The sequence below is a fragment of the Sinomonas sp. G460-2 genome (assembly GCF_047759905.1).
Taxonomy (GTDB): Bacteria; Actinomycetota; Actinomycetes; order Actinomycetales; family Micrococcaceae; genus Sinomonas.
Map to the genome: position 1 here is coordinate 1 of NZ_JBKZWT010000083.1, position 13,824 is coordinate 13,824.

Genomic DNA, 13,824 nt, shown 5'->3' on the forward strand with positions numbered 1-13,824 from the left:
GGCGCCGACCGCGGCAGTCTCGTCCTCGCTCACGCGGATCTCCTGCAGCGTGCCCGCCACGGGGGACGGAATCTCGGTGTCGACCTTGTCGGTCGAGACCTCGAGGAGCGGCTCGTCGACCTCGACGGCGTCGCCCACGCTCTTGAGCCAACGCGTGACGGTTCCCTCGGTGACGCTCTCGCCGAGGGCGGGGAGCGTGACCTCGTGGCCTTCAGCGACGGCCTGTGCGGCTGAGGGTTCTGCGGGCTCCTGGGCCGGAGCCGGCTCCTGCGGCGCGGACTCCACCGGGGTAGTCTCGGCCGGTGAAGCCTCTTCTGGAGCCGCAGCCTGCTCGGCGGCCGGGGCAGCGGGCGCAGCGCCGGAGTCGGTGCCGTCACCGATGCGCGCGAGGGGAGCACCGACCTCGGCCGTCTCGTCTTCGGCGACGAGGATCTCCTGGAGGATGCCGGCTATCGGCGAGGGGATCTCGGTGTCGACCTTGTCCGTCGAGACTTCGACGAGGGGCTCGTCAACCTCGACGCGGTCACCCACCTGCTTGAGCCAGCGCGTGACGGTGCCTTCGGTGACGCTCTCCCCGAGAGCCGGCAAGTTGACGGATTCAGACATTGTCTCCGTGCTCCTTTGTGGTTGCTGTCGTGCGATTGATGTCGGTATCCGGTGGTCAGCCGTGGAGCGGCTTGCCGGCCAGCGCGAGGTGCGCTTCGCCGAGGGACTCGTTCTGCGTCGGGTGGGCGTGGATGAACTGGGCAACGTCCTCGGGGTAGGCCTCCCAGTTGACGATGAGCTGCGCCTCGCCGATCTGCTCACCCATGCGCGCGCCGATCATGTGGACGCCCACCACGGGGCCGTCCTTCTGGCGCACGACCTTGACGATGCCGGACGTGCCGAGGATCGAGCTCTTGCCATTGCCCGCGAGGTTGTACTCCTGCGTCTGCACCTGGTCGTCACCGAACTTGGCCTTGGCGCCCTTCTCGGTGTAGCCGACGGTCGCGATCTCGGGATCGCAGAACGTCACCTTCGGGATGTTGACGTCCTCGACGACGATCGGGTTCTGGCCCGCGATTTCCTCCGCCACGAAGATGCCCTGCTGGAAGCCGCGGTGCGCAAGCTGGACGCCCGGGACGATGTCGCCGACGGCGTAGACGTTGCCGACGCCGGTGTGGAGGCGCTCGTTTGTGATGACGAAGCCGCGGTCAATCGTGACGCCCTGCTCCTCGTAGCCGAGGTTGGCGGTCACAGGGCCGCGGCCCACCGCGACGAGGAGGAGCTCGGCCTCAAACGTCTTGCCGTCCACGAGCGTGACCTTGACGCCGTTCTCGTCCTGCTCGACGCCCTGGAAGAAGGTGCCCGTGTTGAACTTGATGCCGCGCTTCTTGAACGCGCGCTCGAGCTGCTTCACGATCGCGTCGTCCTCATTCGGGACGAGCGAGGGGAGGCCCTCGACGATCGTCACGTCGACGCCGAAGGACTTCCAGACCGAGGCGAACTCGACGCCGATCACGCCACCGCCCAGCACGATCGCGGACTTCGGGATGTAGTCGAGCTCAAGCGCCTGGTCGGATGTGATGACGCGGCCGCCGAGTTCGAGGCCCGGAAGCGTGCGCGAGTAGGAACCCGTCGCCAGGATGATGTTCTTGCCCTTGTAGGCGGTGCCGTTGACCGTCACGGTGTCCTGGGCAGTGAGGCGGCCTTCGCCCTCGATGACCGTGATGCCCTTGGACTTGATGAGGCCCGTGAGGCCCTTGAACTTGCCCGCGACGACGCCGTTCTTGTACGCGTTGACCGCGTTGATGTCGATGCTCTCGAGGCTCACGTTGATGCCGTACTTCGCGGAGTCGCGCGCGTGGTCCGCAAGCTCAGCGGCGTGCAGGAGGGCCTTCGTGGGGATGCAGCCGTTGTGGAGGCACGTCCCGCCGAGCTTGCCCTTCTCGACTAGCCCGACGCTCAGGCCGAACTGGACGGCGCGCAGCGCCGCGGCGTAGCCGCCACTGCCGCCTCCGAGGACCAAGATGTCGAATTCCTGCGCAGTAAGCTGGTCGGCCACGTGACGCTCCCTCGCATTGAAGGACGGCGATAAGCCGTCGTAGGTGACGATGTGCCGCCAGCCGGTACGCTGGCAGGCCCGGTATCAGGGCAACCCTATCTCCCTGACGGACTATGCTCCACCTTCCCACCGCCGTTTGTCTCTGCGTTGTGGCAAGGCTCACGCTGCTCTGCGCGTTTCGCACAGTGGAGTTATGTTCTCATATTCCGAAATAGCTGCGTTCTTGGGTCGGAGTTGTGACGTGAGGAATCCCGGTACGCAGCGAGGGACGCCCCGCAGGACGTCCCTCGTTGAGCCACAGCCGGCGATCGCTCAGTTGGCCTCGGCCCCGACGCTTTCGAGGTAGCGCACAAGCGTGCGCACCATGGCGCCCGTGCCGAGCTTCGGCGTGTGGCCGTACGCCGAACCCGTGTTGTACGAGGGGCCGGCGATGTCGATGTGGGCCCACGGAATCGGGGAGCCGTCCGGGCGCGCCCCCACGAACTCGCGCAGGAAGATGCCCGCCGTCAGCATGCCACCGGGCTTGTCCCCGACGTTCGCGATGTCCGCGACGGGGGAGTCGAGCCCTGCCCTGAGCTCATCGGGAAGTGGCATGGCCCACGCGGCCTCGCCCTCGTCGTCGGCCGCGGCCTTGAGGCCATCGGTGACGGTCGAATCACCCATGAGGCCAGCGGTGCGAGTGCCGAGCGCGATGATCGCCGCGCCCGTGAGCGTCGCGATGTCGATGACGACGTCGGGGTTCTCCTCGCTGGCCGCGGCGAGGCCGTCCGCCATGACGAGCCGGCCCTCGGCGTCGGTGTTGAGCACCTCGACGCTCGTCCCGCCGCGCGTCACGATGACGTCGGAGGGCCGCTGGGCGCTGCCCGACGGCATGTTCTCGGCGATGCACAGCCAGCCCGTGACCTTCGCCTTGAGCCCAAGCCGCGCGGCCGCCAGGACCGTGGAGAGCACGGAGGCGGCGCCCGCCATGTCGCTCTTCATCTCGTCCATCTTGGCGGCGGGCTTGATCGAGATGCCGCCGGTGTCGAACGTGATGCCCTTGCCGACGAGGTGCACCGACGGTGCCTTCGAGGACTGCGAGGGCGTGTACTCGACCTTCACGAGGCGGGGGAGCCGCGAGCTGCCCTGACCGACGGCGAGGATGCCGCCGAAGCCGTCCTTCTCAAGGCGCTTCTCGTCCCACACCGTGATCTTGACGGACGTGCTCTTGGCGAGTTCCTTGGCGGCGTCGGCGAACGACGCCGGGAACAGCTGGCTCGGGGGCATGTTGACGAGCGTCCGGGTCGTGTTCACCGCTTGGCCAACGACGGCGGCGCGCGTGAGGGCGGCCTCCACGGCGGTGCTTCCCGCGAGCGGAGTGAGGACGACGACGCGCTCGACGTTCGCTTTCGAGGCCTCGGCGGATCGCGCGCGGTGCTCCGTGTACGAATAGGCTCCGAGGGTGGCGCCCTCGGCTACCGCCGAGACGTCACCGGACGTCGGGGCCGGGAAGGCCAAGATGACGGTGCGGAGGCCCGCGAGCTGGCGGACGGCGGATCCGGCTGCGCGGCGGAGCTGTTCGTGCGAGGGCGCGTCACCGCCGTCGACCTTCCCCACGCCCACGAGGGCGATGACCTGGGTGTTCAACTCGGGCACGCCCGGAAGGCGGAGCAGCTGGTCCGGTGCGCCCGTGGCCCCGAGCATCGCGAGGGTCCCCTGCACGGCCTCTGCGTTCTTCGCGCTCAGCGGGTTGTCGAGGAGCACGGGGCCATCGGCTCCCTGGGCGACTCCGATGACGACGGCGTCACTGCGTGTCTTGCGGAGGTCCCGCGCGACAGCACTCAGAGATGCTTCGGCGTTGATGAACACGGGATGGTGCCTCGATTCTTCTGGGCGTCAGGTGCGTTCGGGCCGGTCGGGCGCCTGATGGCCCGGGGCGGCCCCGGACTTCCGATCGTAGCCGGTGGTGGAATGATGGAGGGTCGAAAGCCGTTGACATGGGTGTCGTGGCCACGGAGTCGCGCCTCGCGACGGGCGCATCCGCCGCGGTCCGCACGGGGCGGACGCACGATGGACTTTCGGTCGAACGTTGTGTCGACTCTTATAAGGGAGCGAAACCCATGGACTTTGCCCGGAGAGGGCCCCTTCAGGACCCTGCCGGCCTCTACTCGGCGGCTCAGGAGCTGCTCGACGACCCAGCACTCAAGGGGTTGCCGATGCTCATGGGCTTCACGGGCTTCGCCGACGCGGGCCATGCAGTCGAACAGATCACTGCCGAGCTCCTGCGCGCGGGCGAGCCGCGCACGGTTGTCGAATTCGACATCGACGCGCTCCTCGACTACCGCGCGCGTCGCCCCCGGATCACGTTCAACGAGGACCATCTGGAGGACTACACCCCGCTTCGGCTCGCGCTCTACGCGCTCGACGACGGCCTCGGCCAGCCGTATCTGCTCTTGGCTGGCCCCGAGCCCGACTTCCAGTGGGAGCGGTTCGCGCGCGCCGTCGTCGGCCTCGTCGAGCAACTCGACGTTCGCCTCGTCCTGTGGACCCACTCGATCCCGATGCCTGTTCCGCACACCCGCCCGCTCGGGGTCACGGTGCACGGCAACCGGCCGGAGCTCGTCGAAGGGATTTCGCGGTGGAAGCCCGTGGTGAGCGTCCCTGCCGCGATCGGGCATCTCCTCGAGCTCCGCCTCGTCGAGTCGGGGCGCGGCGTGGCAGGCTTCGTGGTGCACACGCCCCACTATCTCGCCGAGGCCGAATACCCGGGTTCCGCTGTGGCGGCCCTCGAGCACCTCGGCGCGGCCGCGTCGCTCATGCTGCCCACCGACAGGCTGCGCGAGGCGGGCCGCGAGACCGAGCGTCAGATCGCCGAGCAGGTGGCGTCATCGGAGGAAGTCCGCGAGCTCGTCGAGGGGCTCGAGGCGCGGTTCGATGAGCGCAGCGCCGACGCGCCACGCCGCTCGCTGCTCGCCGCTATGAGCGGCGAGCTCCCCGACGCCGAGGTTCTCGGCGCGGCGGTCGAGGCTTACCTCGCCACCCAAGAGGGCCCGTTAGAGCCCGGCGCGGACGACGACGCGGCGTCACCCGGGGGGCCGATCTCGCCGTCCGACTAGGATCGGACGCGTGAATAGCTGGCGCGCGTGGACTGTCTGGGGGATCGGGGTCTTCGCGTACCTCGTGGCTGTGATGCAGAGGACGTCGTTCGGCGTCGTGGGCCTCGAGGCGACCGATCGTTTCCACGCCGGCGGGGCGGTGCTGTCTGCCTTCACGGTGCTCCAGCTCGTCGTGTACGCGTCGCTGCAGATCCCGGTCGGCATGCTCGTGGACCGCTTCGGATCGCGCGTCATGGTCGCCATCGGGGCCGTCTTCATGGCGCTCGGCCAGCTCCAGATGTCCGTGGCCGAATCCGTGGTGACGGGGATCATCGGCCGCATGCTCGTCGGGATGGGCGACGCCATGACGTTCGTCTCGGTGTTGAGGCTCGTACCGCTGTGGTTCAACGCCAAGCGCACCCCGCTCCTGACGCAGCTCACGGGCATGCTCGGCATGCTCGGCCAGCTCATCAGCGTCATCCCGTTCCTCGCGCTCCTCCACGCCCGTGGCTGGACGGCTGGCTTCCTCTCGCTTGCCTCGATGTCCGTCCTCGTCGTGGTGCTCGTGCTCGCGTTCCTGCGGAACGCGCCCGCGGGGGCCGCGAAGCCTGCCGAGGGTGCACCCGAAGGTACGCGCGCCGTGCTTGCCGCGGCGTGGCGGCAACCGGGGACGCGTCTGGGCCTGTGGAGTCACTTCACGGTCCAGTTCAGCGGCAATGTGTTTGCGCTCGCGTGGGGATTCCCGTTCATGGTGGCCGGCGAGGGCTACCCGTCGGCGACGGCTGCGGGACTCATGTCCTTCTTTGTGGTCGTGGCCCTGTTTGCGGGACCGCCGATGGGCCGTTTTGTGTCGAGGCATCCGCTGCGCCGCTCGACGCTTGTCCTCATCATCACGGGTCTTACCGCGCTTGTGTGGGCCGTCGTGCTGATCTGGCCCGGGCAGGCACCGCTCTGGCTGCTCGTGCTGCTCGTGGCCATCCTCGCGATCGGCGGGCCGAGCTCGATGATCGGCTTCGACTTCGCGCGCACGTTCAACCCCTCGCACCGGCTCGGGACCGCCACGGGGATCGTGAACTCGGGCGGGTTCGTCGCCGCGCTGGTGACGATGTTCCTCATCGGCTACCTCCTGGACGTCCAGCACGGCTTGGGGCTCTCGCCCGCGGGCCTCTACTCCCTCGATGCCTTCCGGGTGGCTCTCGCCGCGCAGCTCGTGATCATGGCGTTCGGGTCCGCGATGATCCTTGGGGTTCGGCGCAAGGTGCGCCGTCAGCTCGCCGCGAGTGGAGTGCCCGTTCCGCCGCTCCGGGAGGCCCTGCGCTACGCGTGGGCGGACGTTCGCTCGCGGCGCTCCAACGGACGCTGATTCTTCGTCCCCAGAACCCGCCTCGGCGTGTTGTCCACATGGCGGCTCCCGGCGCGCCAGCGGCGGGCCGCGGGCGGGCAGAGTGGCCGCATGGACGAGACAGAGCGCGACCACCAGCGGCCGGATTCACGAGAGCGGCCCGATCGCCACGAGCAGCCTGATCCCAGCGAGCGGCCTGATGCCGGTCAGCCGCCCGCAGAGCTGATCATCCGCGAGCCCGAGGACCTTCTGGGCTACATTCCCCACGCAATGGGCGAGTGGCCCACCGAAAGCCTCGTGGCCGTCACGGTCGGGTCGGGAACCGTCGGCGTCACGGTGCGCGTGGATCTGCCGCCAGGCGAGGGCGATCTCAAGGCGTACGCAGAGGCGGTCCGCGGCTATCTCGCGACCGACCCCTTGGCGGACGGGGCCGTGCTCGTGGTCTACACGGCGCAGCCGTGGAGCGATGTAGCCGAGCCTCCGCGGCACGCCCTCATGACCGAGCTGCAGTCGGCCCTCGCGGAATCGGGGCTGCCCGTCCTCGACGCGTGGCTCGTGGGGGAGCGCCATTGGCGCAGCATGTTGTGCCGCCGTTCCTCATGCTGCCCCTGGCCGGGCGAGCGCCTCGAGACGATCGCCGCGAGCCGCCTCGGCACCGAACTCGTGTTCCGGGGGAGTACCTACGAGGGCGCTGTAGGCGGTCCGCCGCGAGCGATCGGGCCGCGCGCTGGGTATGCGACCCGCCCGGCGTCGGGCGCGTCGAAGCTCGCCGAGCGATACCGCGTCAGTCCCCGGTCTTGGTGGGACCCGCGCGAGTTCGCGGCCGCGCTCGCCGCGTGGGATGAGACGCTCGGCGACCCCAGACCGCCGGGCTCCGAGCGTCTCAGCCTGCTCGCGGCATCGCTCGCACGGCCCGCGCTCCGCGATGCTGTGATCGTGGCGGCCGCCCTGGGTGGACGCGCAGCTTGGCGCGGGACGCTCGCGCTGGGGGGTCTGAACCGCGGCGCAGACGACGGCGGCGGCGTCGCGGAAGCGGTCGAGACAACCAACGACTTCGAGGGGCGTGGGGAGCTTCCCGAGTTGCCCGGCGGCCTGCCAGCCGCAGAGGTCCGTCGGGTTGTCACGGAATGGGCCGAGCCGCCCGAGGCCAGCGACAGGGACGCCGAAGAAGCGGCGTCCCTTGCGTTCGGTGGCGTCCTTCTGGGGAACACCAGCGAGGCACCCGGCTGGGATCGCATCGCCCGCCTCGAACGGGTGGTCCGGACGTTGGCCGCGACGGAGGAACCGGAGGTGCGCGCCCCTGCGCTGGCCATGCTCGGCTGGATCTACTGGGTGCGGGGTCGAGGGGCGACGGCGCGTGGCTTCCTGCGCCGAGCTCTCAGCGCCGCCCCGGGCTATCGCTTCGCCGAACTATTCCTCCGCGTGGTCGAAAGCGGGGAGCTCGCCGAGTGGGCGCGGCGCCCCGAAACAGCGTGGAGGAGGCTGAGCGACGTCGCATAGTGCCCCTCCGGGTGGCGAATGCCGCTGTCTCACGGGACTCGTGCGACAATGGACGCCAGACCCGGTCGGGTCCGAGCATCGGAAGCCGTGATTCGTTCCTCTCGAATTCTGTGAATTCGGGAACGAATCCGGTGGCCGAGGGGTTGTTACATAAGACCCTTCGGTCCGAATCGCGCGCTGCGCGAAGCACGGACTTGACAGGGTCATAGTGGTGTTGCCCCCTTGGCGACTCCAGCACAGCGGCAGGAAGGTGATCGTGACGCCCCCCACGGAGAAGGAAACGGCTCAGAAGGCCACGGTGGAGACCGAAGTGCCGAAGGCTGCGTCCAGCAAGCGAGCGGCATCAGGCTCGCGCTCCAAGACTTCGGCTGCGACCAAGTCCAAGACGACGGTGCGCAAGTCCGTGACCGCGGACCCGGTGGTCGCCAAGGCGGCGGCGAAGGGCAAGGACGCGGAGGAGGCCACCAAGTCTGACGACCTCGAGGCCGAGTCCCCGGATCTGGACACGGTGACTCCGGCTGACGACGAGCTCGCGGCCGAGCCCGAGGTCGAGGAGGAAGCCGAGACCAAGGAGCGCACTGGTAGCTCGGCGGCCATGGTCATCTCCGATGCTGACGAGGACGACGCTCCGGTTCAGCAGGTCACGTCTGCGGGCGCCACTGCTGACCCGGTCAAGGACTACCTCAAGCAGATCGGCAAGGTCGCCCTGCTCAACGCGGAACAGGAGGTCGATCTCGCCCTGCGGATCGAGGCCGGCCTGTTCGCGAAGCACAAGCTCGACGAAGCCGGCTCGACCTACGACGCCCAGTTCCGGCATGATCTCGAGCGGATCGTCCACGACGGCGAGCGCGCCAAGAATCACCTCCTCGAGGCGAACCTCCGCCTCGTGGTCTCGCTCGCCAAGCGCTACACGGGTCGCGGCATGCTCTTCCTCGACCTGATTCAGGAAGGCAACCTCGGCCTGATCCGAGCGGTCGAGAAGTTCGATTACACGAAGGGCTTCAAGTTCTCCACGTACGCGACGTGGTGGATCCGACAGGCCATCACGCGCGCCATGGCGGACCAGGCCCGAACCATCCGCATTCCCGTGCACATGGTCGAGGTCATCAACAAGCTCGCCCGCGTCCAGCGGCAGATGCTGCAGGACCTGGGCCGCGAGCCCACCCCGGAAGAGCTCGCCAAGGAGCTCGACATGACGCCGGAGAAGGTCGTGGAGGTGCAGAAGTACGGCCGCGAGCCGATCTCACTGCACACCCCGCTCGGCGAGGACGGCGACTCCGAGTTCGGCGACCTCATCGAGGACTCCGAGGCCGTCGTGCCGGCCGACGCCGTGAGCTTCACGCTCCTCCAGGAGCAGCTGCACTCGGTCCTCGACACACTCTCCGAGCGCGAGGCCGGGGTCGTCGCAATGCGGTTCGGGCTGACCGACGGGCAGCCCAAGACGCTCGACGAGATCGGCAAGGTCTATGGCGTGACGCGCGAGCGGATCCGCCAGATAGAGTCCAAGACGATGTCGAAGCTGCGCCACCCGTCGCGCTCCCAGGTGCTGCGCGACTACCTCGACTAGAGATCGCGCTTGCAATCAGGCGCAGCCTGATGATGCGCTCAACGGCGAAGCGCCGGGGCCATGCGGTTCAACCGCGAGACCCCGGCGCTTCGCCGTTGCGCGTTCAGAAGGTGAGTAGTTGTGCAGTTATCGGCGCCCGCACCACTGCCTAGACGTCACCGACTCCCACGTCATTGGCCGAAGCCGAACGGCGGGGTCAGGCCCGTGTAGTCGCCCACGACCTTGGCGTCATAGGGCGCAAACAGCCCGACCGTGGTCGTGGTCGGGCTGTACCCGGACACGTTGAGCAGCCCCTCCTGGCGCACGATCGTGCCGGCCGGATTGATCTCGATCACCCGGTTGTTGAACTGATCGCTGATGAGGGTGTTCCCGGTCGCGAGGCGCACGGCCCGCGTCGGCAGAGGAGCGCGGTTGCTGCCCTTCTGGAGGTCGGTCGTGTAGCTGAAGACGACCTCGCCGGCCATGGTCACCTCGATGACCCGGTTGTTGTTCGAGTCCGTGATGAGCGTGTTCCCGTTGGCAAGCCGGCTCGCGAACGCCGCCCCGCTCAGCAGCTCGCGACGCGGCTTCTCGGGATACTGCCACACGATGCCGTGCTGACGGTTGACCTCGATGACCCGGTTGTTGTTCTCGTCAGAGATGAGGATGTTCCCGTTGGCGAGCAGCTCGGCGCTGTTCGGGTTGTTGAGCTGATCGAATCCGGTCCCTGTGACGCCGGTCATGCCGTACTGCCACACGATGTCCTTGGCCTGGTTGACTTCGATGATGCGCTCGTTCGCCTGGTCGGTGATGAGGACGTCCGTATTGGGCAGCCACGTCGATTGGACCGGCGTATTGAGCTCATTCGGGCCCGAGCCCGTGACCCCGAACTGCCCGTACTGCCAGACGATCTGCCCGGACCGGTTGACCAGGATCACCCTGTTGTCCGGGCAGCCCTGGGGGCACTCGGGCACTGTGCTGGGCGGCGTGCCGGTGCCCGCCATGAGAGTGAAGGACCCCACTCGTTGGGCGTCGTTCGTGCCGATGATCGACCGGGCCGAGAAGTCGTTGGGGCCGAGGCCGAACTGCCACACGATCTGGTGGGCGGCGTTGACCTCGATGACGCGATTGTTGAACTGGTCGGCGATCAGGAGGTCGCCGGGCTGATTGAACGAGGTGGAACCGGCTGAGGATCCGGCCGTCGCGAGGCCTTGGGCAACGGCAGGAGCGGCCACTCCGACCGCGAGGACGAGGATCGAGAGGCTTGCCGCCGAGAGCCAACGGCGGAGCCGGCCAGTGCGGGCCAGTGCGTTGAACATCGGGTTGTCCTTTCCGAGGGCGGCCGGACCGCCAGGCAGGGAAGAGGGGCAGCAACCGGCCAGACGTCTCTATCGTCGCCCCTGTCCGCCCGGATCGCTCAGGCTCCGTGCGGAGAAGTTCCGAGAAACGCGGAAGGGCCCGGACACCCATCGGGTGTCCGGGCCCTTCCGGGGGCTTCGGGTGAGGAACGGTGAGTCGCGCTCGGCGAGGAGCCCCGCGGTCCGGTAGGTCAGTCCTCCGGAAGTGCGGCCTTCTCGCTGAGGCGTGCCGTCTCGTCGTGCCAATGCGATGCCTTGGGGCGCAGCGTCGTCTCGATGGCCCGCGCGTGGTGCGCGCAGAACATGAGCTCCCCACCAGAGGCCTCGAGGACCACTCGGACGTAGGCCTGGGCGCCGCAGCGGTCGCAACGGTCGACAGCGGTCAGTGTGCGATCTGCAAGGGCTGAAGTCATCGTGGCCTCCTTAACGTGTACCGGGCGCTTCCTCGGTTCACCCCATCTAACACCTGTTCCCCCAGCGACCCATCCCGCAAAACGGCATCTTTCGCTGGAGGCGTATCACTCTTCCATAACGCGACCCGTCCCAGACAGGGCCATCGGTCCCGATTAGGCCACTGACCGAGTGGCGGAAAAGGAAAGTCTTCGAGGCCGACTACGCTGTGGAGTTGGTGCGTGCCTCATCCGCGCCGCAAGTTCTCGTTCCGAAGGAGCCCCCCGAGCGTGACCCCGAGCTCTGAATACACCGCCAGGCACCTGTCCGTCCTCGAAGGGCTCGAGGCCGTCCGCAAGCGCCCCGGCATGTACATCGGCTCGACGGATTCGCGCGGGCTCATGCACTGCCTCTGGGAGATCATCGACAACTCCGTCGACGAGGCCCTGGCCGGCTTCGGCCGGGACATCCTGGTCATCCTGCACCCGGACGGCTCGGTCGAGGTGCACGACGACGGGCGCGGCATCCCCGTCGACGTGGAGCCAAAGACGGGCCTCACCGGCGTCGAGGTCGTCTTCACGAAACTTCACGCGGGCGGCAAGTTCGGCGGCGGCTCCTACACGGCGTCAGGTGGCCTCCACGGTGTCGGTGCCTCGGTGGTCAACGCGCTTTCCGCGCGCCTCGACGTGCAGGTGGACCGCGGCGGAAAGACGTACCAGATGTCGTTCCGTCGCGGCGAGCCCGGGCGCTTCGCGGATCCGGGCTCCCGCGTGAGCCCCGACGCTCAGTTCGAGGCGTTCGTCGACGATTCCGTGCTGGACGTCGTCGGCAAGGCCAAGCGCGGGGTAACGGGCACGCGGATCCGCTACTGGGCGGATCGCCAGATCTTCACTCCGGACGCGAAGTTCTCCTACGACGAGCTCGTGGGCCGCGCACGCCAGACCTCGTTCCTGGTTCCGGGCCTCAAGATCACGGTGCGCGACGAGCGCCGCCTCGCGGGCACCCCCGGGGAGGCCGGGCCCCATGAGGAGGTCTTCCACCACGACGGCGGGATCTCCGAGTTCGCCGACTACCTGGCCATCGACGCGCCCGTGACGGACACGTGGCGCCTCCACGGCTCGGGAACGTTCAAGGAGACGGTGCCGGTCCTCGACGACAAAGGCCACAGCCGCATCGCCGAGGTCGATCGCGACTGCGAGGTCGACCTGGCCCTCCGGTGGGGCGTGGGCTACGACACCACGGTCCGGACGTTCGTCAACATCATCGCGACGCCCAAGGGCGGCACGCATCAGGCCGGCTTCGAGGCCGCGCTGCTCAAGGTCTTCCGCAAGGCCGTCGAGGCCAACGCGCGCAAGCTCAAGGCGGGCAACGACAAGATCGAGAAGGACGACGTCATGGCCGGCATCACGGCCGTCCTCACCGTCCGCCTCGCGGAACCGCAGTTCGAGGGCCAGACGAAGGAAATCCTCGGCACCCCCGCGGTCCGACAGATCGTCGCGCGGGTCGTCGAGAAGGAGCTCTCCGCCAAGCTCAACTCGACGGCACGGGCCGACCGGAACCAGAGTTCCGTGCTCCTCGAGAAGGTGGTCAACGAGATGAAGTCCCGCGTCACGGCGCGGCTTCACAAGGAGACCCAGCGGCGAAAGACGGCGCTCGAGTCCTCGACGCTCCCGGCCAAGCTCATCGACTGCCGCACGGACGACGTGACCCGCTCCGAGCTCTTCATCGTCGAGGGCGATTCGGCCCTCGGCACGGCCCGGCACGCCCGCTCGTCCGAGTTCCAGGCCCTCCTGCCCATCCGTGGCAAGATCCTCAACGTGCAGAAGGCCTCGGTCGGGGACATGCTCTCCAACGCTGAGTGTGCCGCGCTCATTCAGGTGGTCGGTGCGGGCTCGGGCCGAAGCTTCGACCTCGCGTCGGCGCGCTACGGGCGCGTGATCCTCATGACGGACGCCGACGTGGACGGTGCCCACATCCGTACGCTCCTGCTCACGCTGTTCTTCCGCTACATGCGGCCCATGATCGAGGACGGCCGCGTGTACGCGGCCGTCCCGCCGCTGCACCGCGTCGAGGTCATCAACCCGGGCAGCAAGGCGAACGAGATGGTCTACACGTACTCCGAGAGTCAGCTGCACGTGCTGCTCAAGCGTCTCGAGGCCGACGGCCGGCGTTACAAGGAGCCGATCCAGCGCTACAAGGGCCTCGGTGAGATGGACGCCGACCAGCTCGCGGAGACGACCATGGACCCGCGCCACCGCAGCCTCCGCCGCGTCACGATCGAGAGCGCGCAGCGGGCCGAGGAGGTGTTCGAGCTGCTCATGGGCTCCGACGTGGCGCCGCGCAAGGACTTCATTGTGACCGGAAGCTCGAGCCTCGATCGCGAGCGCATCGACGCGTAGCCGCGAAGCGGTGGGGGAGACCGGCTAGCCCACTAGTCCCGGCGCGAGCAGAAGGACAGTCGGGACGGCGAGGAGGAGCCCCGAGCCGGCGAGCACCGCCGTCGTCTGCGCGGGACTCAGCGGAGGCTGGGGGGTGAGGAGCCGGCTCACGCGCGAGGCGAGCGAGGCCTC

10 protein-coding genes are annotated in these 13,824 nt (G+C 68.4%); 5 read left to right on the plus strand and 5 right to left on the minus strand.

Going from position 1 to position 13,824, the window contains the following annotated elements; translation table 11 throughout:
• The 3 genes from ACLN58_RS10125 to ACLN58_RS10135 all read right to left on the minus strand — a co-directional run.
• Positions 1 to 606, minus strand: a 606-nt coding sequence (locus ACLN58_RS10125; RefSeq protein WP_415855138.1) for a biotin/lipoyl-containing protein, incomplete at its 3' end; no start/stop codon positions are given.
• Between the two features lie 55 nt (positions 607 to 661).
• A complete protein-coding gene (gene lpdA, locus ACLN58_RS10130) occupies positions 662 to 2,044 on the minus strand; it encodes a dihydrolipoyl dehydrogenase (RefSeq protein WP_415855139.1) in 1,383 nt (460 codons plus the stop codon).
• 312 nt (positions 2,045 to 2,356) lie between these two features.
• Entirely contained in the window at positions 2,357 to 3,892 is a 1,536-nt protein-coding gene (locus ACLN58_RS10135) for a leucyl aminopeptidase (RefSeq protein WP_415855140.1), read from the minus strand.
• A gap of 251 nt (positions 3,893 to 4,143) precedes the next feature.
• On the opposite strand from ACLN58_RS10135, the gene ACLN58_RS10140 reads away from it, so the two are divergent.
• The 4 genes from ACLN58_RS10140 to ACLN58_RS10155 all read left to right on the plus strand — a co-directional run bounded on the left by ACLN58_RS10140 (position 4,144) and on the right by ACLN58_RS10155 (position 9,527).
• Positions 4,144 to 5,139 (plus strand): proteasome assembly chaperone family protein, encoded by a 996-nt coding sequence (locus tag ACLN58_RS10140; RefSeq protein WP_415855141.1) that lies wholly within the window; start codon positions 4,144 to 4,146, stop codon positions 5,137 to 5,139.
• Between the two features lie 10 nt (positions 5,140 to 5,149).
• Positions 5,150 to 6,481, plus strand: a complete 1,332-nt coding sequence (locus ACLN58_RS10145; RefSeq protein ID WP_415855142.1) for an MFS transporter — start codon at positions 5,150 to 5,152, stop codon at positions 6,479 to 6,481.
• 90 nt (positions 6,482 to 6,571) lie between these two features.
• Positions 6,572 to 7,960, plus strand: coding sequence for a DUF4192 domain-containing protein (locus tag ACLN58_RS10150; protein ID WP_415855143.1), 1,389 nt, complete (start codon positions 6,572 to 6,574; stop codon positions 7,958 to 7,960).
• Positions 7,961 to 8,216: 256 nt separating this feature from the next.
• The gene (locus tag ACLN58_RS10155) at positions 8,217 to 9,527 is read left to right on the plus strand and encodes an RNA polymerase sigma factor (protein WP_415855144.1); all 1,311 of its coding nucleotides are present in this window, start codon (positions 8,217 to 8,219) and stop codon (positions 9,525 to 9,527) included.
• A 170-nt stretch (positions 9,528 to 9,697) separates the two neighbouring features.
• Here ACLN58_RS10155 and ACLN58_RS10160 read toward each other — a convergent pair whose 3' ends face one another.
• Positions 9,698 to 10,825, minus strand: coding sequence for a hypothetical protein (locus tag ACLN58_RS10160; RefSeq protein WP_415855145.1), 1,128 nt, complete (start codon positions 10,823 to 10,825; stop codon positions 9,698 to 9,700).
• A gap of 230 nt (positions 10,826 to 11,055) precedes the next feature.
• The gene (locus ACLN58_RS10165) at positions 11,056 to 11,277 is read right to left on the minus strand and encodes a hypothetical protein (RefSeq protein ID WP_415855146.1); all 222 of its coding nucleotides are present in this window, start codon (positions 11,275 to 11,277) and stop codon (positions 11,056 to 11,058) included.
• Positions 11,278 to 11,544: 267 nt separating this feature from the next.
• Here ACLN58_RS10165 and ACLN58_RS10170 point away from each other — a divergent pair, with 267 nt between their 5' ends.
• Positions 11,545 to 13,653, plus strand: a complete 2,109-nt coding sequence (locus ACLN58_RS10170) for a DNA gyrase/topoisomerase IV subunit B (RefSeq protein WP_415855147.1) — start codon at positions 11,545 to 11,547, stop codon at positions 13,651 to 13,653.
• The last annotated feature ends 171 nt before the right edge of the window (positions 13,654 to 13,824 follow it).